Origin of the sequence: Streptomyces mayonensis (assembly GCF_018982965.1) — a bacterium.
GTDB lineage: Bacteria > Actinomycetota > Actinomycetes > Streptomycetales > Streptomycetaceae > Streptomyces > Streptomyces mayonensis.
Window position 1 is genome coordinate 134775 of the sequence record NZ_JACBYP010000002.1, and the last position, 22945, is coordinate 157719.

The window sequence follows — 22945 nt, forward strand, 5'->3', positions numbered from 1 at the left end:
CCCGCTCCGGCCGCGAGGCAGAAGCCTCTTCCGGGCGTGGGGCAAGTCCCGCTCGGGCGCCGGGCAGGGGCCCGCTCAGGCCAGTGCGACGTGCACCGGTCCGCCGGCGGGGTCGACGCGGTGGGTCCAGCGGGGTGTCAGGGTCAGCGGCCGGTGGGGAACGGCGGTGGCGAGGGGGAGCCGCTGCCGGTGCAGCGGGCGGCCGTCCTGGGTGACGTACAGGGACGGGCGGCTCAGCGGGATCGCCGTGCGCAGGACGTACGGGAGGCGGTCGGACGGGGTGACGCGGTTGGGGGCGATGCGGAGCAGGGGCGGGGAGGCCAGGAGGGGGACGCCGGTGGGCCAGTGCGCGCGCCCGGTACCGCCCTCGGCGAGCCAGTCGCGTACGGCGCGGGCCGCGTGCGCGCCCTCGCGGCCGGCCGTCGCCGCGCTCTCTGCGGCGTGCAGCACGCTGCCGGCCGCGAAGACGCCGGGCCGCGAGGTGCGCAGGGCGCCGTCGACGGCGGGGCCGCGGGTGCCGGGGTCCAGGGACAGCGCGCCGTGCCGGGCGAGTTCGTGGTCGGGCACGAAGTCACCGGTGAACACGACGGTGTCGCAGGGCAGCGTGGCGGTACGGCCGTCGCGGTGGCGCACCCGCACTCCCGAGAGGAGTCCGCGGCCGAGGAGTTCGGTGACCGAGGTGCCGGTGAGGACCGGGGTGCGGTGCCGCAGGCGGGCCTGCAGGGTGCGCGCGGCGGGGGCCGGTGCCCGGGGCAGGTCCGTGACGAGGGCGACCACCTCGGCCCCGGCGGCCCGTACGGTGTCGGCGGCGGCGTGGGAGACGGCCTCGGCGCCGACGACCACGGCACGGGTGCCGATGCGCTGCCCGTACAGGTGGACGGCCTGTTGGAGTTCGCCGGTGGTGTAGACGCCGTCGGGGCGGGTGCCGGGGACGAGGCGGGCGGCGCGGGGGCGTTCACGGGCGCCGGTGGCCAGGACCACCGCCCGCGCGGCGAGGGTCTCGGCGCCCCGCGGTCCGACGGTGGCGAGGGCGAGGGGGCCCGTCCAGTCGAGCGCTGTGACACCGGTGCGCACCTCGGCCCCCGCGCCCACGGCGGCTTCCGTGAGCCGCCGTGCGTGGGCGGGGCCGGTCAGCGCGTGCGGCGGGCCGCCGAAACCCCGGTGCGCGCAGTGCCTCGGCACTCCCCCGGCCCGCTGCTCCCGCTCCAGCACCTCGACGCGCGCTCCGGCCGCAGCGAGCCGGGCCGCGGCCACGAGCCCGGCGGGGCCGGCCCCGACCACCAGGACATCGACCCGACGCGTCATCGCCGTGCCTCCTCTCGTCCCCGTGCCTCCTCGAACAGCGCCCGTACGGCCGCCCCGCAGTGGAACCCGCCGCAGCGGCCCGACCGGGCCCGGGTCCGGCGGCGCAGTCCCTCCAGGCTCCGGGGCGGGACCGTACCGGCGAGGGCGTCGCGGATCTCACCGCGGGAGACACGCTCGCAGTGGCAGACCAGGACGCCGTACTCCGGGTCGGCGGCGACGCGTTCGGGCTGCTGGTGGGGGCGCGGGAAGGCCTCGCCGAGGTTGGGCATGCGGACCGGTTCCGGCGGGTGCTCCGCGCCGGGGTCGAGGCCGGTGCGGGTGAGCAGGCCGGTGACGTGTTCGGCGATGGCGAGGGAGGCGGTGAGGCCGGTGGAGCGGATGCCGCCGACGGTGACGCAGCCCTGTGCGGGGTGCGCTCGGATCCGGTAGTCGTCGTGCTCGGTGGCGGCGCGCAGCCCGGCGTAGACGGCGGTGACCTCCTCGTCGAGCAGAGCGGGCAGGATGCGGCGGCCCTGTGCGCGCAGGGCGCGCAGCCCCGCTGCGGTGGACTCGGTGGCGTCCTTGTCGTCGAGGTCCTCGGCGGTGGGGCCGAGGAGGACGTTGCCGTAGACGGTGGGCGCGACCAGGACGCCCTTGCCGCGGGCGGTGGGGACCGGGAGCAGGATGTGCCGGACGAGGGCGCGGGCGAACTTGTCGTGGACGACGAGCTGGCCCCGGCGCGGGGCGACGGTGAAGTCGTCGAGTCCGAGGCTCCGGTCGAGGCGGTCGGCGTGCAGTCCGGCCGCGTTGACGAGCCGGCGGGCGTACAGGGGGCCGCGCGGGGTCGTCAGGCGGTGGACGCCGTCGTGGTGGCCGGCGTGTTCGACCGGTGTGTTCAGGTGCAGGTCGACGCCGGCGCGGACGGCCTGGGTGGCGTACGCCAGCGTGGTGGTCCAGGGGCAGACGATGCTCTCGCCGGGCACGTGGAGGGCGCCGAGCGCGCCGGGGCCGAGGTGGGGTTCGCGGGCGTAGAGGTCGGCGGGGCCGATGAGGCGGGTGTCGTGGTACGCGTTCCTTCCGGCCTTCTCGGCGAGGCGGGGCAGGGCGGCGAGCTGTTCCTCGTCCCAGGCGACGAGCAGGGCGCCGACGCGTTCCACGGGGATGCCGGACTCGTCGGCGTACGCGGCGAGTTGCCGGGCGCCCTCGCGTACGAGCCGGGACTCCAGCGAGCCGGGCACGGCGTCAAAACCGGTGTGCAGGATGGCGGTGTTGGCCTTGGAGGTGCCCTGCCCGACGTCGTCCCGGGACTCGGCCAGGGCGACGCGCAGGGCCGGATGGTGCGCGAGCCGCCGGGCGATCGCGCACCCGACCACCCCGGCGCCGACGATCACCACGTCGTACGGTTCGGCGGGCAGGGGTCCGGACGCGGTGACCGTCACGCCGGTTCCCCGGCGAGCAGCGCGTCGACCGCCGTGCGGAAGCGGGCGCGGCGGGTGGCCGCCTCGTCGGCGGAGACGCGGGGTTCGTACACCGCGGCGGGGCCCGCGTCGGGCAGCGCGTCGGCGAGGGCCAGGGACGGGTCCGCGCCGAGCCGGGCCAGGGCGGCGGCGCCGAGCGCGGTGGCGTCGGGCAGGGCGGACACCTCCACGGGGCGTTGCAGCAGGTCGGCCTGGGTCTGCATGAGCAGGGCGGAGCGGGTGAGGCCGCCGTCGACACGCAGGACCGTCAGCGGCGCGCCGAGGTCGGCCGCCGCGCCGTCGGCGAGTTCGGCGACCTGGGCGGCGATGCCCTCGCACAGGGCGCGCACCAGGTGCCCGGGGGTGGTGTCGAGGCAGAGTCCGGTGAGCGAGCCGCGCAGGTCCCCGCGCCACCAGGGGGCGGCGAGGCCCGCCAGTGCCGGGACGAAGGTGACGCCGCCGGCGTCGGACACCGTCGCGCCGGTGGGGTCGAGGTCGGCGGCGCCCCGGACGACGCCGAGGTCGGTGAGCCAGCGCACGGCGGAGGCGGCCGTGTACACCTGGCCGTCCAGGCAGTAGTCGGTGCGTCCGCCGATCCGCCGGGCGACGCAGGCCGCCAGGCCCGAGTCGCCCCGGCGCGGTGTGCCGCCGGTGTCGGCGAGCAGGAAGGCGCCGGTGCCGTAGGTGCACTTGACCGCGCCGGGCTCGGTGACGCGCTGGGCGAGCAGTGCGGCCTGCTGGTCGACGGCGAGTCCGGTGAGCGGGAGCCTGAGGCCGAAGGCGTGGGTCGTGCCGACGTGGGCGGCGTTGTCCACGACGTCCGGGAGCTGTTCGTCTCCCAGCCCGTACAGCTCCAGGGCGCGGGGCGACCAGTCGGTGCGGTCGAGGTCGAGGAGCTGGGTGCGGGAGGCGGTCGCGGCGTCGGTGACGCGGGCGCCGGTGAGCCGGTGGACCAGCCAGGCGTCGGAGGTGGTGACGCAGCCCTCACGGGTGAGGTGCCGTCGCATCCAGGCCATTTTCGGGGCGGCGAAGTACGGGTCGAGCGGCAGACCGGTCAGCTGCCGCAACTCGTCGGCGTGGTCGGCGAGTCCGGTGCACACGGTCTCCGCGCGGCGGTCCTGCCAGACCAGCGCGTCGCTGAGCGGACGCCCGGTGTGCGGGTCCCAGGCGAGCACCGTCTCGCCCTGGTTGGCCAGCCCCAGCGCCGTGACGGGCTCGCCCGCGTCGGCCAGGGCCCGGCGCCCGGCGTCGAGCACCGAGGCGTACAGCTCCTCCGGGTCGGCCTCCACCCGGCCGCCGGGCAGGTGCCGGGGGCGGACCCCGGCGAAACCGGCGCCGAGGACGCCGCGTTCGGGGCAGACGACCAGGGCCTTGGTGCCTGAGGTGCCCTGGTCGACGGCGAGTACCGGACCTGTCATGGCGCCCCTTTCCGGTTCGCGCCGACGGGCTCGGCGATGTCGTGCCGACGGGCTCGGCGATCAGGTGCGCCAGCCTGCCGCTGTGCGCACTCCGCGTCAAGTACCCCTGACTGTAGGTCAGTTCGTGCAGGTGACAACGCATGTAGCCCGACTCTGCCGAAACTGAACAGAGGCGGAACCTCCGCCTCTATAGTGTCCGCCGACCGCTTACGACCGTGTCCGCCGACCGCGTACGACCACCGCACCGCCGCCCCCGGGGAGGGCTGTTTGTCACGCCGGCCTGCCGTCCCGCACGTCCCGTCCCTCCTGCCCGTCCCTTCCGTCCTGCCCGTCCCGCCCGTTCCGCTCCCGGCGGCCGGCATCTGATGGCCAGGGACGGAGCACAGCCCGCCTACGACCCGGCCGGCCACGACGGCGCGCTGCGCTCCGCCCTGCAGGAGGTGCGCGCCGGGCGCTGGATGTCGATGCGGATCCTGCTGGAGCAGACCGGTTCCTGGTCGCAGTGGACCCGGCGGACGCAGGTGCTGGCCGCGTCGGCCGCCGGTACGGACGTGGTGCGGGCCTGGCTGGCGGAGGAGCCGCGCAGCGTGACCGCAGCCGTGATGCACGCCCGGGTCGCCGTGGAGCGCGCGCTGCGGGCGCACCGCGAGGAGCACCGCCGCACGCAGGAGTTGTGGCTCCAGGCCTGGCACGCCTGCGACGCGGCGACGCGTTCGGCGCCGCACGACCCGGTGCCGTGGGTGTGTCTGCTGGCGCTGGCCCGGCTGGACGAGGGGCAGCGCTGGGACGAGCACCGGATGGCACCGCCCGAGCCGATGCTGCCGGCGGGCCCGTGGGGGCTGCTGGCGGAGGCGGACAAGCGGGACCCGTGCAACCGGGAGGCCCATCACCGCATGCTCCAGTTCCTGTACCCCAGGGGCGCCTCGGACCGGTTGGCCCGGGCGGCGGGGTTCGCGCAGTGGGCTGCGGGTTCGGCGCCGCCGGGCTCGGCCCTGCACGTGCTGCCGCTGTACGTGCGGGTGGAGCGCTTCCGCCGCAGGGGCGCCCGGGAGGCGGCGCCGGCCCTGCACTGGGCGGCCGAGGACGCCGCCCGTGAGGCGCGACAGGCGTTCGACTCCTGGTTCGCGCCCTGCCCGCAGGACGAACGGTCCCTGCCGGATCTGAACCACCTGGCCCACGCCCTGTGGGGCGCTCTCCGGTTCCGGGAGGCGGACCAGGTGTTCGACGCGCTCGGCCCCTACTGGACGCCGCTGCCCTGGGCCTGCCGGGTCCCGGGCGGCGACGGTTCCGGCCGGCGGGCCGTGGAGGCCTTCCTCCAGGCCCGTACGCGGTGCCGCTCGGCCGTCCGCGGCGGCGGCCGGCGGCGCCACTGACCCCCCACCCTTCCGTCCCCGGAGGTCTGCCATGTCCCGCCCCTCTGAACCGCCCGCCGCCGGCCGGCACTCGGCGTCCGGCGCCGCGACCGACGAGGAACAGCGCCTGCGCGAACTCGGCTACCGGCCGGTACTGGCCCGCCGCATGGGCGGCTTCGGCAACTTCGCGATCAGTTTCTCGGTGATCTCGATCCTGTCCGGCTGCATGACCCTGTACGGCTTCGGCCTGGGCACCGGCGGCCCCGCGGTGATGCTGTGGGGCTGGGCGGGCGTCGGCCTGTTCGTGCTGTGCGTCGGGATGGCGCTGGCCGAGGTCACCAGCGCCTATCCGACGTCGGGCGCGCTGTACTACATGGCCGACCGGCTCGGCGGCCGCCGCTGGGGCTGGTACACGGGCTGGCTGAACCTGCTGGGGCTGCTCGGCGCGATCGCCGGGATCGACTACGGGGCGGCGCTGTTCACGGGCGCGTTCCTCAACCTCCAGTGGGGCTTCGCGCCGACGCCGGAGAAGACGATGCTGATCTTCATGGCGATCCTGCTGCTGCACGCCGTGCTCAACCTGTTCGGGGTGCGGCTGGTCAGCGTCCTCAACTCGGTGAGCGTGTGGTGGCACCTGGCCGGTGTGGCGCTGATCGTCGGCGCCCTGGTGATCGTCCCGGACCACCACCAGTCGCCGTCCTTCGTCTTCACCGAGTTCGTCAACGACACCGGCTGGGAGAACCCGCTGTACGTGGCGGCGATCGGGCTGCTGCTCGCCCAGTACACCTTCTCCGGCTACGACGCCTCCGCCCACCTGTCCGAGGAGACCTCGAACGCCTCGGTGTCGGCGGCGCGCGGCATCGTGCGGGCCATCTGGGTGTCGTGGCTGGCGGGCTTCGTGCTGCTGGCCGGGCTGACCTTCGCCATCCAGGACTACGCCGCGACCCGGGACACCGCGACCGGGGTGCCGCCCGCCCAGATCCTCCTCGACGGCCTGGGCACGGACGGTGCGAGCGCGCTGCTGCTCGTGGTGATCGTGGCGCAGTTGTTCTGCGGCAACGCCGAGGTGGCCGCCGCCAGCCGGATGGTGTTCGCGTTCAGCCGCGACGGCGCCCTGCCCGGCTCGTCCCTGTGGCGCAGGGTCTCGGCCCGCACCCAGACGCCGGTGCCCGCGGTGTGGCTGTCGGTGGCGGTGGCCTGCCTGCTCGCGGTGCCGTCCCTGTACTCGGCGACGGCGTACGGCGCGGTGACCGCGATCAACGTCATCGGCATCACCCCGGCGTACGCCATCCCGGTGCTGCTGCGGCTGCGCGCGGGCGACCGGTTCACGCCGGGACCGTGGAACCTGGGGCGGTGGAGCAGGCCGGTCGGCTGGGTCGCGGTGGCGTGGGTGGCGTTCGTCACCGTGCTGTTCTGCCTGCCGCAGGCGTCGCCGGTGACGGTCGACACGATGAACTACGCCGCGGTCGCCCTGGCCGTCGTACTGGTACTGGCCACGGTGTGGTGGTTCGTCGCCCGCCGTTCGTACGGCACTCCGACGACGGCGGCCTACGGCGACGACCGTGAGCAGCAGGAACTGGCCGAGGGCATCGTCTGAGGCGCCCCGGTCCGCCCCTCGGCGCGGTACGGGGCACCGCCCGGGATGCGGCAGGATGAGCCCTCGCGCGGGTCGAACTGCCTTGCGGACCGGCGTAGTCGCGCATCCCCCATCCCGTAGGCATCGAGCAGGTGACGACGACGTGACGAGTGATCACATCAGGGTGTCGGCGAGCGGTTGTGCCGCCGGTGTGCCCCGTGGAGGCGAGCGGTGACCGAGGAGCTGACCATGGACCACCTGATGCCCGCCGGCATCGCGCTGGGTGCGGGGCTGCTGGGGGCGTTCCTGCTGCGTCTGCTGCTGCGCTGGCTGGCGGGGCACGCGGGGCGCACCCGCTGGGGCGGTGACGACGTCATCGTGGCGGCGCTGCGCACGGTGGCGCCGTGGGCGGCGGTCGCGGGCGGCGTGGCGGGGGCGGCGGCCGCGCTGCCGCTGACGCGGGCGGTGCAGCACAGTGTCAACCAGGTGCTGACGGTGCTGCTGATCTTCGTGGCGACGGTGACGGCCGCGCGGGTGGTCGCCGGTCTGGTGCGGACGGTGACGACGTCGCGTTCGGGGGTCGCCGGGTCGGCCACGATCTTCGTCAACATCACCCGGATCCTCGTGCTGGCCATCGGCTTCCTGGTGATGCTGCAGACACTGGGCGTGTCCATCGCGCCGATGCTCACCGCCCTCGGCGTCGGCGGCCTGGCGGTCGCGCTGGCCCTCCAGGACACGCTGGCCAACCTCTTCGCGGGCATTCACATCCTCGCCTCCAAGACCGTGCAGCCGGGCGACTACATCCAGCTCAGCAGCGGCGAGGAGGGCTACGTCGAGGACATCAACTGGCGGCAGACCACCGTCCGGGAACTGTCGAACAACCTGGTCGTGATCCCGAACGGACAGCTCGCCAAGTCGAACATGACCAACTTCATGCGGCCCGAGCAGCAGCTGACGATCCTGGTCCAGGCCGGCGTCTCCTACGACAGCGACCTGGAGCACGTGGAGCGCGTGACGACCGAGGTGGTCGCCGAGGTGATGACGGAGATCACCGGTGCGGTGCCGGAGCACGAGCCGGCGGTGCGCTTCCACACCTTCGGCGACTCGCGGATCGGGTTCACGGTGATCCTCGGCGTCGGCGAGTTCAGCGACCAGTACCGGATCAAGCACGAGTTCATCAAGCGTCTGCACAAGCGCTACCGCGCGGAGGGCATCCGCATCCCGTCACCTGCCCGCACCGTCGCGCTCCAGCAGGGGGCCGTGGTGTTCCCGCAGCAGCGGACGGGCGAGGAGCGGGCGGGCGGAGAGACCGTCCCGTCGGCCTGACCGGACCCGGTTTCGACCAGATACCGGGCCCGGTTTCGACCAGATGTTCGATACAAGGTCGCACGGCAGGGTGTGCAGGGTGTCCTGAATCTCCGTGCGACCCCTGTCGAGCCGAGGTCGATCACGAGATATCTTGATGTCGAGCAATGTTGCAGACGTGGAGCGGAGCACCCGGTGACTGACTCGACCATCATCTACACACACACTGACGAGGCCCCGGCCCTGGCGACGTATTCGTTCCTGCCGGTGATCCGGGCGTACGCCTCGCAGGCGGGTGTCGCCGTCGAGACCCGCGACATCTCGCTGGCCGGCCGCATCATCGCCCTGTTCCCGGAGTACCTGACCGAGGACCAGCGCATCCCCGACGCCCTCGCGGAACTCGGCGAGCTGGCCAAGACGCCCGCCGCCAACATCATCAAGCTGCCGAACATCTCGGCGTCCATCCCCCAGCTCAAGGCCGCCATCGCCGAGCTGCAGGGCCAGGGCTACGCGCTGCCGGCCTACCCCGACGACCCGAAGACCGACGAGGAGCGCGACGTCCGCGCCCGCTACGACAAGGTCAAGGGCTCCGCGGTCAACCCGGTCCTGCGCGAGGGCAACTCCGACCGGCGCGCCCCGGCCTCGGTGAAGAACTACGCCAAGTCCCACCCGCACCGCATGGGCGCCTGGACCGGCGAGTCGAAGACCAACGTCGCGACCATGGGCGAGAACGACTTCCGCTCCACCGAGAAGTCCGTGGTGATCGCCGAGGACGGCGCGCTGCGGATCGAGCTGGTCGGCGACGACGGCACCACCACCGTGCTGCGCGAGTCGGTGCCGGTGAAGAAGGACGAGGTCGTCGACGCCTCCGTGCTGCGCGTCGCCGCGCTGCGCGAGTTCCTCACGGCCCAGGTCGCCCGCGCCAAGTCCGAGGGCGTCCTGTTCTCGGTGCACCTGAAGGCCACGATGATGAAGGTCTCCGACCCGATCATCTTCGGCCACGTGGTCCGCGCGTTCTTCCCGAAGACGTTCGCGAAGTACGGCGAGGCGCTCGCCGCGGCCGGCCTCACCCCGAACGACGGCCTGGGCGGTATCCACAAGGGCCTGGAGTCCCTGCCCGAGGGCGCGGAGATCAAGGCCTCCTTCGACGCCGAGCTGGCCGAGGGCCCGGAGCTGGCCATGGTCGACTCCGACAAGGGCATCAGCAACCTGCACGTGCCCTCGGACGTCATCATCGACGCCTCCATGCCGGCCATGATCCGCACCTCCGGCCACATGTGGGGCCCGGACGGCGGCGAGCACGACGCGCTGGCCGTGATCCCCGACTCCTCCTACGCCGGGGTGTACCAGGCCGTGATCGAGGACTGCCGCGCCAACGGGGCCTACGACCCGTCGACGATGGGCTCGGTCCCGAACGTCGGCCTCATGGCGCAGAAGGCCGAGGAGTACGGCAGCCACGACAAGACCTTCGAGATCCCCACCACGGGCACGGTCCGGCTGGTCGACGCCGCCGGCAACGCCGTGCTGGAGCAGACGGTCTCCGCCGGTGACATCTTCCGCGCCTGCCAGACCAAGGACGCCCCGATCCGCGACTGGGTCAAGCTGGCCGTCACCCGCGCCCGCGCCACCGGCGACCCGGCCGTCTTCTGGCTGGACGAGGGCCGCGCCCACGACGCCAACCTGATCGCCAAGGTGCGCACGTACCTGCAGGAGCACGACACCGAGGGCCTGGACATCCGGATCCTCGACCCCGTCGAGGCCACGAAGCTGTCGGTGGAGCGCATCCGCCGCGGCGAGAACACCATCTCGGTCACCGGCAACGTGCTGCGCGACTACCTGACCGACCTGTTCCCGATCCTGGAGCTGGGCACCAGCGCCAAGATGCTGTCGGTCGTCCCGCTCATGGCGGGCGGCGGCCTGTTCGAGACCGGCGCCGGCGGCTCGGCGCCGAAGCACGTGCAGCAGCTGGTCCGGGAGGACTACCTGCGCTGGGACTCCCTCGGCGAGTTCTTCGCCCTGGTGCCGTCCCTGGAGCAGTACGCCGAGACCACCGGCAACACCCGTGCCAAGGTCCTCGCCGACACCCTCGACCGCGCCACGGCGACCTTCCTCAACGAGGACAAGTCCCCGACCCGTCGCGTCGGCGGCATCGACAACCGCGGCAGCCACTTCTACCTGTCCCTGTACTGGGCGCAGGAGCTGGCGAAGCAGACCGACGACGCGGACCTGGCCAAGGCCTTCGCCCCGCTCGCCGAGACGCTCACCGCGAGCGAGCAGAAGATCGTCGAGGAGCTGAACGCCGTCCAGGGCAAGCCTGCCGAGATCGGCGGCTACTACCAGCCCGACCCGGCCAGGGCCGCCGAGGTGATGCGCCCGTCGGCCACCTGGAACGGGGCGCTGGCGTCTCTCGCCTGACCCTTCGCGCCGCCGGCCCGCACGGGCCCCGCACCCCGTCTCCGTCCCCTCGGAGGCGGGGTGCCCGTCTGTCGTCCTCCACGCCTTCGGGAGCAGCACCCCGTGACCCACGCCTCCGCCTCCTTCGCCCTCGTGCCGGGTGCCGCCGCGTCCCCGGTGATCCTGCACGTGCCCCACTCCTCCCGCGCGGTCCCGGCCGACGCCCGCCCCGGCATCGCCCTGTCCGACGCGGAGCTGGAGCGGGAGCTGGACCACATGACCGACGCGCACACGGCGGAGCTCGCCGAGGCCGCCGCGGGCCTGGCCGGCCGCACACCGTGGCGGTTCGTGAACCGGGCGTCGCGGCTGGTCGTCGACCCGGAGCGGTTCCCGGACGAGCGCGAGGAGATGGCGGCCGTCGGGATGGGCGCCGTCTACACGCGGACGTCGCACCGCGAGGTGCTGCGCGCTCCCGGCACGGACCCCGGGCCGCTGATCGAGCGGTACTTCCGGCCGTACGCGCGGGCGATGACCGAGGCGGTCGCCGACCGGCTCGCGGCCACCGGACGGGCGGTGATCATCGATGTGCACTCCTACCCGAGCGAGCCGCTGCCCTACGAGCTGCACGGCGACGGCCCGCGCCCGCCGGTCTGCCTGGGCACCGACCGCTTCCACACCCCGCCCGCACTGCTCGCGGCGGCCCGGAAGGCGTTCGCCCCGTGCGGGGAGACCGGCCTGGACAGCCCGTTCGCCGGGACGTACGTGCCGCTGGACTTCTACGGGCGGCGGGCGGAGGTCGGGGCGCTGATGGTGGAGATCCGCCGGGACACCTACATGACGGAGCCCGGCGGACCGGCCGGCCCCGGCCTCTCCCGCCTCGCGGCGTCCCTGGCGACGCTCGTCGACGCGGTGTCCGACTGAGCCGCACCCACACCGGGCCGACACGGCGCAACGCGGCACGACAGGGGGCACGGCACAACAGGGCACGGCAGAGCACGGCGCGGCACCCGCGGACCCCACGGCGTGGCCCACCGTCCCCGCGCCGCGCCCCGCCGCCTCCGAACCCGGCGCCGCGTACCCGCACCCTCCAGGCCCACTGACCGCACCGCGCGACCCCACACCGCGCCCGCCCTTCCCGAACGGGCGCCCGCCAGTCCCGTACCGCTGCCCGCCGGCCCCGCAGCGCGGCCCACCGACCGCAGCGCGCAGGCCCACGCCTCACTCCGCCGACCGGGTGCCGTGGCCGGCCGGCCTGTTCGTGCCCACCGGCTGGAGCACTACCGCGCGACAGCCGGACCGGGGCGCGGCCAGGGTGGGGGGATGACCCAGGAGACCAGCACGCTGACCGGCCAGTCACCGCCCCCGGTGCGGGACTGGCCCGCCCTCGACCTGGACGGTCCGGAGTTCGACCCGGTCCTCGCCGGTCTGATGCGCGAGGGGCCGCTGACCCGGATCCGGTTGCCGCACGGCGAGGGCTGGGCGTGGCTGGCCACCCGGTACGAGGACGTGAAGGCGATCACCAACGATCCGCGCTTCGGGCGGGCCGAGGTGACGAGGCGGCAGATCACGCGGCTCGCCCCGCACTTCAAGCCGCGGCCCGGCTCCCTCGCCTTCGCCGATCAGCCCGACCACAACCGGCTGCGGCGCGCCGTCGCGGGCGCGTTCACCGTGGGCGCGGCCAAGCGGTTGCGGCCCCGGGCGCAGGAGATCCTGGACGGCCTCGTGGACGGGATCGTCCGGGACGGGCCGCCCGCGGACCTGGTCGAGCGGGTCCTGGAGCCCTTCCCGATCACCGTCGTCAGCGAGGTGATGGGCGTACCGGCCGCCGACCGGGAGCGGGTGCACTCCTGGACCCGGCAGATCATCTCCACCTCCGGCGGCGCCGAGGCCGCCGAGCAGGCCAAGCAGGGCCTGTACGGGTGGATCACCGAGACCGTCCGTGCCCGCGCCGGAAGCGACGCCGAGGACGTGTACTCGATGCTCGGTGCGGCCGTGGGGCGGGGCGAGGTGGACGAGACGGAGGCCGTGGGACTCGCGGGGCCGCTGCAGATCGGCGGCGAGGCGGTCACGCACAACGTCGGGCAGATGCTGTTCCTGCTGCTCACCCGCCCCGGGCTGATGGCCCGGATGCGCGAGCGGCCCGAGGCCCGGGGCACGGCACTGGACGAGCTGCTGCGCTGGATCTCGCACCGCACCTCGGTGGGCCTCGCCCGCATCGCCCTGGAGGACGTCGACGTGCGCGGGACACGCGTCGCCGCCGGCGAGCCGGTCTACGTCTCCTACCTGGCCGCCAACCGCGACCCGGACGTCTTCCCCGACCCGGACCGCATCGACCTGGACCGCGAGCCCAACCCGCACCTGGCGTACGGCAACGGGCACCACTTCTGCACGGGCGCCGTGCTGGCCCGGATGCAGACCGAGCTGCTGGTCGACACGCTGCTGGACCGGCTGCCGGGGCTGCGGCTCGCGGTCCCCGCCGAGCAGGTGGCCTGGCGTCGCAAGACCATGATCCGGGGCCCGCGCACGCTGCCCTGCACCTGGTAGGAGGCAGACGGCGGTGCGGCCGTGGGCCTCAGGCCCGCAGCCACTCCGTCACGACCACTTCCCCGCCGGTGCGCAGCCGCAGGGCGAACGGGCCCGCGGGCGGCGCGTCGCCGGTGAAGCGGCCCAGGTCGTCGGCGGTCAGCCGGGCGTACTCGCGCGGTCCGCTCAGCACCTCGATCCGCGCCGGTCGCGGCGGCAGCAGCTGGCCGATCAGGCCGTCCGGGGTGACCTCGACGTCGACGGTCACCGCGTCGGCCTGGAAGGTCAGCATCCGGGGCGGGTCCGTCTCGCCCCTGACCGGAATGCCGTCGACCAGCGAGTCGAAGGTCAGCTCGGCCACGCGGGCGTCGAGGTCGTGCAGCGCGAAGGCGTCGACGGCGACGCTCCGCAGCGCGGCCGGGACCGGGTCGAGGATCGCGGCCGCCTGCCGCAGCTCCTCCTCCAGGAGACCGGAGTCCCAGTCGTCGTCCGGGAACGTCCCGTCGGTGGATCCGTCGGCCGGTCCGTCGCCGGAGCCGTCGAAGTCGTCGAAGCCGTACCGGTCGCTCGTGCCGCTCATGACGTGGTCCCCCGTGCCTCTAGCCGGGCCCGCAGCCGGCGCAGACAGCGCTGGCGCATCGGTCCGATGCTGCCCACCGCGATTCCCAGCGCGGCGGACACCTCCTGATAGCTGGGCGGCGGCGAGGAGATCAGTACCCGCAGCAACTGGCGGCACCGCTCGCCCAGCGCCTCGAACTCCTGCCACAGCAGCCGTACGCGCTCGGTCTGCGCGGCGGCCTCCTCGGAGTCGAGCACCGACTCCTCCGGCGTACGGTCCTCGCTCGGCCGGTCGAGCAGCTGCGGATCGTCGGTCGGCGTCCACCGCTTGGAGGCCCGCAGCAGCTTCAGGCACTCGTGCCGGGCCGTGCTCGCGAGCCAGGACCCGGTCTTCTCCGGTTCGCGGATCCGTCCCAGGTGCTGGGCGAAACGGAACCAGGCGGTCTGATACACCTCGTGCGCGTCGGCGTCGGACAGCCCGTGCGATCGCGCGACGGACCAGACCAGCGGGCCCAGCCCGTCCACCAGCGACTTCCAGGCCGCCGAGTCTCCGTCGGCGGCCGACTGTACGAGCGCCCCGACCTCTGCACGGTCCACGGTCCCACCCCTCGTGTACGACACGTCATCGTACGCCGTGGAGGGAGTGGTTCCGCCCCGCAGGAGGCCGTTCACGACCCGCCGGCCGACGGGTCGACGGCGACGGGGCGCCAGGTGGGCGGCAGCAGCGCGGGGACGTGCGCCCCGCGCACTTCCGCGTACTCGGTGTTGGTGGCGAGGAGCTGGACCCGGGCCAGGCGCGGGTCGGGCTCCTTGTGGTCCGTCATGTGGGCGGCGACCAGCCCCGCGACGACGGGGGTCGCGAAGGACGTGCCGCTCCACTGCGCGTGGCCCTCGAACATCACCTGGTCGGGTTTGGCGGGCGCCTCGCCCGGCTCGCTGAGCACCCCGTTGTGCCGGGGGTACTGGCAGGTGCAGGGGTAGGCGAAGCCGAACCGGCAGTCGTCGTAGGTGGAGTGCTGGTAGACGTACGGCACAGGTGTCCCGAAGCCGGTCAGCGCGCTGGTGAGGCGCTCGCCGGGGGCGTAGGCCCGGACCCAGCCGCCGTGGTTGCTGAAGCAGGCACCGAACTCGCCGTCGGAACGCAGGGCGCCGACCGAGAGTACGGAGGTCTCCCAGCCGGGCAGGTCGGCGTAGGCGGCGGGCCAGAACGGCGTGGCGCTGGCGTTGTTGCCGGCGGCGGCGACCAGCAGGGTGCGCTGGTCGCGGAGTTCCTCCATGAAGGCGTGGACGCCGAGCAGGCCGTCGGTGCGCCCGTTGGAGGTGCCCGCGGAGAGGCTGAGGACCTCGGGCCAGCCGTCGCGGTCGACGGCCTCGAAGAGCTTCTCCCCCAGTTCGGACTCGAGGATCGCGCCCGCGTCGTTGAGCGTGTTGCGCACCGTCACGTCGGTGTTCGGGGCGACGGCGGCGACGAGCCCGGCGATGAAGGTGCCGTGCCCGACGTACTGCTGGAGGACGCCGTCGTCGTCGCACTCGCGGATCTGGGCGTCGCCCTCGGTGTGGGCCAGCAGCGGGTAGGACCGGTAGTCGTGCATGAGGCCGGTGTCGACGACGAGGACGCCGACGGCGGTCTCCGCGTCGTACGGCATCGTGGCGGCGGCCGGGTTCGGCGGCTCGCTGAGCGGGACGGGCACGGGCTCGTCGCCGGGGCAGGCGTTGACGGCGATGGAGACGACGTGGTTGCGGCTGATCAGACGGCGGCCCGCGCGGCCCTCCGCCGTCCTGAGCGAGCGCAGGGCGTGGGCGACGGTGGAGTCGGCGCCGCGGTCGCCCTCGTCGGGCTCACCGACCCGGATGCGGGTGATGCCGGTGCGGTTGTTCTCGGCGCTGGTCCGGCGCACGTGGTCGGAGGTCAGGCCGGCCATCGTGGTGAAGTGGTCGCGCACGGTGTCCTCGACGAGGCGGGCCTCCTCCCCGTCGCGGGCGAGGACGACGCCCTTCTCGTAGAGGAACTCGGCGGAGTCGTCCGGGCCCATGGCCAGCGGGACGTCCGGCATCGAGCGCTGGATCTGGTCGAACTGCTCGCGGAATCGCTGTGGTGCCATGGCATGCCCTCCACTGAGGCGGCGGTCGTGACGACGATCGTGGCAGCCTCGTCGGCTGCGGTCTGAGTGCGGTCCTGGGTGAAGTTCTGAGTGCGGTCCTGGGCGAGGTCCTGGGCGGGATTCCGGGTGAGGTCCGGCGGCGGTCGTCAATCAGAGTCGCGAGGCCGCCGATTGATACAGACTCGAACCTGTGTGGCACGGTTGTGGAGCACTACCATCCGTGGGGTGACAGCGGGAAACGACTCGGTTCTCCAACTGCTGCCAATGGTGTTCGCCGCCCCGGGTGAGGCGCTGACGCGCGCGGAGGAGCTGCTCGCGGCCGATCCCCCGCCGCTGCACGCCTCGGTGGCCCACCAGGTGGTCGGGATCTGGCAGCGGGACTTCGGCGACACCCGGCGGGCCCTGGCCCATCTGCGGCGCGCGCGTGATCTGGCGGCCCGCGCGGACTCGGCGGAGCGGGAGGCGGACGTCCTGGCCACGCTCGGGGTGGCGCTGGTGCACTCGGGGCGTACGCGCGAGGGGCTGGCCGCGTTCGAGCAGGGCGTGGCGCGCGGGAGCGGGCACACGCGCGCGCGGGTGCTGTACCGGCGGGCCTACGTGTGGTGGGTGCTCGGCCGGCACGGCGAGGCGCTGGAGGACGTACGGCGGGCGATCCCGGTGCTGCGGCAGGCGGACGACGTGATCTGGACCGCGCGGGCGCTGACGCTGCGGGCGACCGTGCATCTGGCGCTCGGCTCGGTGGAGCGGGCGGACGCCGACTTCACGGCGGCGGAGCGGCTGTGGGACACCACGGGGCAGGAGCACGACAAGGCCGACGCGGTGGAGAGCCGGGGGCTCGCGGCCTTCCGTTCGGGCGACGTGCCGGCGGCGCTGCGGCTGCTCGACGAGGCGGAGGAGCGGTACGCGAAGCTGGGCACGCCGACGTTCATGCTCACCATCCGGCGCTGCGAGGTGCTGATGGCGGCGGGTCTCCCGACGGAGGCGCTGGCGGAGGCGGACGGGGCGATCGCGGCGCTGGACGGGATCGGCGGACAGTCCACCCGCAAGGCGGAGCTGCTGCTGGTCGCCGCGCGCGCGGCCCGGCTGGCCGACGAGCCGCGGACCGCGCTGGCCCGCGCGGCCCTGGCGGTACGGCTGTTCGCGGGGCAGCGGCGCGGCTGGTACGAGACGCACGCCCGGCTGGTGCTGATCGAGGCGCGGGTCGCGACGGGCCGCGCCTCGGGCCGGCTGGTCGCGGACGCGGCGGCGGTGGCCGAGCGGCTGGCCTCCTTCGGGGCACCGGCCGCGCCGGAGGCGTCGCTGCTCGCGGGCCGTATCGCGCTGGGGCTCGGCTGGACGGCGGACGCGGAACGGCACCTGGGGGTCGCCGCGCGCAGCCGGCACAACGGGCCGCCGCTGGCGCGGATGACGGGCTGGGCGGCGCAGGCGCTGCGGGCCCGCGCCGCCGGGTCGACGCGCGGGGTGCTGGAGGCCTGCCGGCGCGGTCTGGACGTGCTGGACGACCACCGGATGACGCTGGGCGCCTCCGAGCTGCGGGCCCGTGCCACGGCGCAGGGCGCGGAGCTGGCCGCGCTGGCACAGCGGGCGAGCCTGGTCTCGGGGGGACCGCGGCGGCTGCTGATGTGGAGCGAACGCTGGCGGGCGACGGTGCTGTCGGCGCCGCCGACCCGGCCGCCGGCCGACCCGGCGCTGCTGAGCGGCATGACGGCGTTCCGCGAGATCGCCGCCCGCGCGGAGGAGGCCCGCGGTGGCGGCGGCCGTCCCGCTCCCGCGCTGGAGCGCGAACAGCGGCGCCTGGAACGGGAGATCCGTTCCCGCACGCTGCACATGCGGGGCGAGGCGCCGGGGGACGGCGACCGGTTCGACGTGGGGCGGCTGCTGCGGCGCCTCGGCGACGAGGTCCGGCTGGTGGAACTGGCGGTGCTGGACGGGCGCGTGCACGTACTGCTGTGCGGGCAGGGGCGGGTGCGGCGGTTCGAGGCGGGGCTGCTGGCGGAGGCGGAGCGGGAGGCCGAGCACGTCCAGGCCGGGCTGCGGCGGCTGGCGCACCCGGGGGCGGAGGCGCGGCTGCCGGTGGTGGAGGCGGCGGGCGCCCGCCTGCAGGAGCTGCTGCTCGGCGCCGCTGCGGCTCACCTGGGCTCGGGGCCGGTGGTCGTCGTCCCGCCGGGCCGGCTGCACCGGGTGCCGTGGGCCCTGCTGCCCGCGCTGCGCGAGCGGGTCCTGAGCGTGTCGCCGTCGGCGAGCAGCTGGCTCCGCGCCAGGGACACGTCCCCGCCGCCCGGTGGCCGCCAGGTGCTGGTCCGCGGCCCGGGTCTGGCGACCGACGGGGCGGAGGTCCCGGAACTCGCCCGGCGTTACGGCGCGTCGCGGACGCCGCGAGGCGGACGGGGGCAGGGGCCGGTGTCCGGGGTCGGGTACGCGGGCCCGTCGGGGAGGGGCGAGGTCGCACCAGCCGTACCGGGAGCGGCAGGCGGGAGTGCCCTCTCCCGGACGGGCGAGCGCGGTGCCCCGGCCGCGGTGGCCGCCGGCGCGCCCCCGGCCACCGCGGCGACAGCCGCCACCGCGGCCACAGCCACCGCGGCCGGACACGGCCCCGCGACCGGAGCGCGGGACGATCTGGTCCTGTCCCCGGACGAGGTCCGTGCGCCGACCGTGCTGGAGGGCGACGCGGCGCGGGTGCCGCGGGTGTTGCGGGAGCTGGACGGGGCCGCGTTGGCGCACATCGCCGCGCACGGGACCTTCCGGGCGGACAGCCCGCTGTTCTCGTCCTTGCGGATGGCGGACGGTCCGTTGATCGTGCACGACTTCGAGCGGCTCGACCGCAGCCCGTACCGGATCATCCTGTCCTGCTGCGACACCGCCCGTTTCGCGTCGGTCGGTGCCGACGAGCTGCTCGGTCTGGTCACCGCCCTGCTGCCGCTGGGCACTGCGGGGGTGGTGGCGTGCAGTGCTCCGGTCAACGACGCGGCGGTGGTGCCGCTCATGCTCGGGCTGCACAAGGGGCTTGACGCGGGTCTGTCGCTGGCGGAGGCGCTGCGCGACGCGCGGGCCGCGCTGCCGGGGGACGCGGTGCACCAGGCGACGGGGTGGGCGTTCTCGGCCTTCGGAGCCGCCTGACCGTACGCTCGTCCCGCCGCCCGGCGTGTCTCCCTTCCTGCCCTGTCCCGCCGCGCGTCCCGCCTCCCGTCCCGCCGCATGTCCTCCCCAGCGACCCGCCACCGACCGCCACGCGACCGCCGACTGCCGCGCCAGGTGGCCGCCGCGCAACCCACCGACCGGCCGCCGACCGACCGCACGCACACTCGTCCTGCCGCCCGGCACGCCGCCCTTCCTGCCCTGTCCCGCCGCGCGTCCCGCCGCGCGAGCGGCCACCGACCGCCGCGTGGCCGCCACTTGGCTCGCCGACCGACTGCCGCGTGGCCCGCCGCGGGACCCACCGCCCGAGCGCCGCGCAACCTGCCGCGCGAGCCACTGCCGACTGACCGCCGACTGGCGCGCCCCGTGACCCACGCGGGGCATGGGGCGTCGGGCGTCCCGGCGTCCGGCACGCGGCGCGCCGCGCGCGGCCCCGATCCGGTGTCGGTTCAGGCCGGTTGCGGCTCGGGCAGCTCCATCAGCCAGGGCAGGGCGCCGCGGTCGCCGGCGCCCAGGCGGGTGTAGGCGCCGTAGAGGTGGTTGCCGACGGTACGGACGGAGAGGGTGAGCCGCTCCGCGATCTGCCGGTTGCTCAGGCCCGCGGCGGCGAGGGTGACGATCTGCCGCTGACGGGCGGTGAGTTCGCCGAGCACCAGTCCGGACAGGGCGGGCGTGCGGGCGCCCTGGCAGCGCCGGGCCAGGGCGACGGCGCGGGTGCGGGCCCTGCGGGCGGCGCGCGGCTCGCGGTGGGCGCCGGACGCCTGGGCGTGCGCCTCGGCCGCGAAGAGCAGGAACCCGCGCCGCTCCAGTTCCTCGGCCGCCCGGTCGAGCGCCGGTCCGTCGCCGCGCGCGAGTGCGTCGGCGTGCGCGGCGAAGACGCCGGTCAGCAGGCCGGCCGCCCGTTCGGGAGCACCCAGCCGGACGGCGTCGTACGGCTCGTGGACAGCGGCCGTACGGACCGCCGCGCCGAGGTCGCCGCGCGCGGCGGCAGCCCAGGCCGCCAGCGCACCGCCGCCGTGGACGCCGTGGGCCGGCGCCTCGCCCGACTGGGCCGTGGCCAGGCCGAGTTCCTCGCGGCAGGACCTGTCCCGCGGGCTGTTCCGCAGCCCTTCGCGGGCCCAGGCCGCCGCTTCCGCCAGCCGGCCTCCCAGCCGGGCGAACCGCGCCCGCAGCGCGGCGTACCGCGCGGGCAGCGGCGCGCCCTCGGCCGCCAGCCACTCCCCCACGGGCGCGACCGGCTCCCGTACGTCGGCCCGCTCGACACGCCGGGCGAGAGCGGCCCGCTCGGCCTCCAGGGCGGCGGCGCACTGGTCCGGGGTGCGCGCCAGGCGTCGGGCGCGGAGCCGGCCCGCGGCGGCGCGCAGGACGGGGCCGTGCAGGGGGTGGACGAGCCGGGTGGCGCCCGCCTCGTCGACGGTCACCAGGCCGTCGGCCTCCAGGCTCTCCAGGGTGCGCATGTCGAAGGCGTCCAGGTCGACCGGCAGGGGTTCGGCGAAGGCGAGGCGTTCGAGGCTCTCGCGCTCCCCGGGCCCCACCCGGTCCAGGACGTGGGCGGTGCGCTCCCGGACCGTGGCCGTCACCGGCACCGGTCCCCGCCAGGCCCGCTGGTCCGTGTCCGGGACCGGCACCAGCAGCCCCTCCTCGCGCACCGCGGTCAGCAGTTCGCGCAGCAGCCGCAGGTCGCCCCGGCACAGACGGTGCAGCCGGTCGACGGTGAGCGGCTCCAGGACGGTGTCCTCGGCCGCAGCGAGCAGTTCGGCGCTCTCCTCACGCGGCAGCGGCTCCAGGACGAGACGCGGCAGCAGTTCCCCGGTCCACAGCCGGGACACGGCGCCGGGCAGCGGGACGCCGTCGGTGGCGGCCACCAGGAGCCGGGTGCGGCCGTGCAGGGCCAGCTGGTGGACGAGGGCGGCGGAGGCGTCGTCCAGCAGGTGCGCGTCGTCGACCAGCAGCAGCCGAACGCCGGACAGGAGGTGCAGTGCGCGGTGCAGTGTGACGCCGTCCGGCAGCAGGTGGGCGAAGGCGGCGAAGGGGAGGTGCCGGGTCTCGGGCGTCCCGGCCGCACGGGCCCAGTCCGTGCCGCGCACGGCCTCGGTCAGCAGCCGGGTCTTCCCGCAGCCCGCCGGTCCCGTCACCACGAGACCGCCGCGTCCGGCGGCCACGGACCGGCGCACCAGCTCCAGTTCGTCGGTCCGGCCGGTGAACGGCCAGGGCGCCGTGAGGGTCTTCGCGTCCCACAGGGAAGTCCTGGAGGCCGCCGAGCTCGTCGCAGTCGTCGCCGTTGTCGAAGTCGTCGAAGTCGTCACGAGAACATGAGTCGGCATACTCATCCCTGATACAGGGTGACTTGAGTACCCCCCGACTCAGGCGTCCGGGCCGGACCGGACGGCACCATGGCCGCCATGACCGCACGCTACTGCTCGCTCGCGCAGCAGCCTGCCCCTGTGCTCGCACCGGGGCTGGCCGCCGAACGCGTCGCCGCGCTCGTGGGCGGGCAGCGGATGTGGGTCAACGGCACCGTGCTGCACTACTGCTTCCTCGGCGGCGACACCGACACCTCCGTGGTGCCGATGCCGGGCACCGGCCGGCCCCGGCGGGGTTCGTGGGTGGGGACCGAGGAGCAGCGGGACGTCGTGCGCGACTGCTTCCGGGAGTGGCAGGACCTCGGCATCGGGATCGAGCTCACCGAGGTCCGCGACCGTTCGGAGGCGGAGCTGCGGATCGGCTTCCAGCCGGGCGACGGCTCCTGGTCGGCGGTGGGCAAGGACGCCCTGCGGGTCGGGATGAACGACCGCACGATGAACTTCGGGTGGGACCTGACCGCGCCGGGCGAGCGGGCGACGGCCCTGCACCAGATCGGGCACGCGCTCGGCATGCTGCACGAACACCAGAGCCCGCACGCCGGGATCCTCTGGGACGACGAGGCCGTGTACGCCGAACTGGCGGGCCCGCCGAACAACTGGAGCCGGGAGCGGACCTTCCACAACATCCTGCGCAAGCTGGACGACGACGAGGCCAACGGCCCCGTCTGGGACCCGCAGTCGATCATGGAGTACCCGTTCCCGTCGGGTCTGATACTGGAGCCCGAGCACTACCGCTCGGGCCTGCACCCGCCCGGCACCCTGTCCGCCGCCGACAAGGAGTTCGCCCTGCGCTGGTACCCGCCCACCGGCAGGCCGGGGCCGCTGGTGCCGTTCCGGTCGGTGCCGCTCGGCCTCGGGCCCGGCGAACAGGCCGACTTCCGGGTGGACCCGCCGGAGACCCGCGAGTACAGCGTGGGCACCTTCGGCGACAGCGACGCCGTCGTCGTCATCTTCGAGGAGCGGGACGGCGTGCCCCGTTACCTCGCCGGACAGGACGACGGGGGAACGCCCCGCAACGCCACACTCAGGGCCCGTTTCGTCAAGGGCCGCCGCTATGTCGTCCGGGTGCGCCTGTACTCCTCGTGGGGTGCGGGCGAGACGGCGGTCATGTGCTGGTGACCGCGCGGCCTCGAACGCCCGGGCGCCGTGGCCACGTACCGGCGCCGGGGGCCGGCCGCGGAACGTCTCCTTCGGGGGAGGGCTGACGTTCCGCGGCACATGCCGTGTCCGCCGCGCGGGGGCGGCGGGCCCGGCCACATACGCGCGCGCCGCGCCCCGCGGGGCGCGGCCCCGCCCCCCGGGGCCCCCGGCCCCCCCGGGACCGCGGGGCGGGGCGGGGGGGGCCGCCGGCGGCCCCCCGGCGGGGGCGGGGGGGGGGGGGGGCCGCGGGGGCCGGGCGGGGGCGGGGGGGGGGGGGGGGCGGGCGCCGGGGGGGGGGGGGGGGGCGGGGGGGGGGCCCCCCCCCCGGGGCCCGCACC

General features: G+C 75.1%; 15 protein-coding genes. 8 read left to right on the forward strand and 7 right to left on the reverse strand.

Annotation, left to right across the window (positions count from 1 at the left end):
* Window positions 1-75: 75 nt before the first annotated feature.
* From HZS56_RS01335 to HZS56_RS01345, 3 genes are read right to left on the reverse strand one after another with little or no spacing between them, the layout of a single operon-like run.
* Window positions 76-1305 (reverse strand): NAD(P)/FAD-dependent oxidoreductase, encoded by a 1230-nt coding sequence (locus HZS56_RS01335; protein WP_216718755.1) that lies wholly within the window; start codon window positions 1303-1305, stop codon window positions 76-78.
* Window positions 1302-2723 carry an FAD-dependent oxidoreductase gene (locus HZS56_RS01340; RefSeq protein WP_216718756.1) on the reverse strand — a complete coding sequence of 474 codons (1422 nt, stop codon included), beginning with the start codon at window positions 2721-2723 and terminating at the stop codon, window positions 1302-1304. The genes HZS56_RS01335 and HZS56_RS01340 overlap by 4 nt, the downstream gene beginning before the upstream one ends.
* Complete coding sequence (locus tag HZS56_RS01345; protein WP_216718757.1) at window positions 2720-4159, reverse strand: FGGY family carbohydrate kinase; 1440 nt, start codon at window positions 4157-4159, stop codon at window positions 2720-2722. Before HZS56_RS01345 ends, HZS56_RS01340 begins: the two co-directional genes overlap by 4 nt.
* Window positions 4160-4524: 365 nt before the next feature.
* On the opposite strand from HZS56_RS01345, the gene HZS56_RS01350 reads away from it, so the two are divergent.
* From HZS56_RS01350 to HZS56_RS01375, 6 genes are all read left to right on the forward strand, one after another.
* On the forward strand, window positions 4525-5532 hold the full coding sequence (locus HZS56_RS01350; protein WP_216718758.1) for a hypothetical protein: 1008 nt from the start codon (window positions 4525-4527) through the stop codon (window positions 5530-5532).
* 31 nt (window positions 5533-5563) lie between these two features.
* Window positions 5564-7108 carry an amino acid permease gene (locus HZS56_RS01355; protein WP_216718759.1) on the forward strand — a complete coding sequence of 515 codons (1545 nt, stop codon included), beginning with the start codon at window positions 5564-5566 and terminating at the stop codon, window positions 7106-7108.
* A gap of 210 nt (window positions 7109-7318) precedes the next feature.
* Window positions 7319-8413: a mechanosensitive ion channel family protein gene (locus HZS56_RS01360; RefSeq protein WP_216718760.1), complete on the forward strand. Its 1095-nt coding sequence runs from the start codon at window positions 7319-7321 to the stop codon at window positions 8411-8413.
* Window positions 8414-8587: 174 nt separating this feature from the next.
* On the forward strand, window positions 8588-10807 hold the full coding sequence (locus HZS56_RS01365; protein ID WP_216718761.1) for an NADP-dependent isocitrate dehydrogenase: 2220 nt from the start codon (window positions 8588-8590) through the stop codon (window positions 10805-10807).
* Between the two features lie 102 nt (window positions 10808-10909).
* Window positions 10910-11707, forward strand: coding sequence for an N-formylglutamate amidohydrolase (locus HZS56_RS01370; RefSeq protein ID WP_216718762.1), 798 nt, complete (start codon window positions 10910-10912; stop codon window positions 11705-11707).
* A gap of 399 nt (window positions 11708-12106) precedes the next feature.
* Window positions 12107-13330, forward strand: coding sequence for a cytochrome P450 (locus HZS56_RS01375; protein ID WP_216718763.1), 1224 nt, complete (start codon window positions 12107-12109; stop codon window positions 13328-13330).
* Window positions 13331-13358: 28 nt separating this feature from the next.
* Here HZS56_RS01375 and HZS56_RS01380 read toward each other — a convergent pair whose 3' ends face one another.
* The 3 genes from HZS56_RS01380 to HZS56_RS01390 all read right to left on the reverse strand — a co-directional run bounded on the left by HZS56_RS01380 (window position 13359) and on the right by HZS56_RS01390 (window position 15969).
* A complete protein-coding gene (locus HZS56_RS01380) occupies window positions 13359-13889 on the reverse strand; it encodes a hypothetical protein (RefSeq protein WP_216718764.1) in 531 nt (176 codons plus the stop codon).
* Window positions 13886-14464, reverse strand: a complete 579-nt coding sequence (locus HZS56_RS01385; protein WP_308407958.1) for an RNA polymerase sigma factor — start codon at window positions 14462-14464, stop codon at window positions 13886-13888. Before HZS56_RS01385 ends, HZS56_RS01380 begins: the two co-directional genes overlap by 4 nt.
* Before the next feature lie 71 nt (window positions 14465-14535).
* Complete coding sequence (locus tag HZS56_RS01390) at window positions 14536-15969, reverse strand: S8/S53 family peptidase (protein WP_216718766.1); 1434 nt, start codon at window positions 15967-15969, stop codon at window positions 14536-14538.
* Between the two features lie 264 nt (window positions 15970-16233).
* On the opposite strand from HZS56_RS01390, the gene HZS56_RS01395 reads away from it, so the two are divergent.
* The gene (locus HZS56_RS01395; protein WP_253913556.1) at window positions 16234-19086 is read left to right on the forward strand and encodes a CHAT domain-containing protein; all 2853 of its coding nucleotides are present in this window, start codon (window positions 16234-16236) and stop codon (window positions 19084-19086) included.
* 467 nt (window positions 19087-19553) lie between these two features.
* On the opposite strand, the gene HZS56_RS01400 is transcribed toward HZS56_RS01395, so the two are convergent.
* Window positions 19554-21434 (reverse strand): LuxR family transcriptional regulator AbsR2, encoded by a 1881-nt coding sequence (locus tag HZS56_RS01400; protein ID WP_374201048.1) that lies wholly within the window; start codon window positions 21432-21434, stop codon window positions 19554-19556.
* A 72-nt stretch (window positions 21435-21506) separates the two neighbouring features.
* Here HZS56_RS01400 and absR1 point away from each other — a divergent pair, with 72 nt between their 5' ends.
* A complete protein-coding gene (gene absR1, locus HZS56_RS01405; protein ID WP_216718769.1) occupies window positions 21507-22586 on the forward strand; it encodes a beta-glucuronidase AbsR1 in 1080 nt (359 codons plus the stop codon).
* Window positions 22587-22945: the final 359 nt, after the last annotated feature.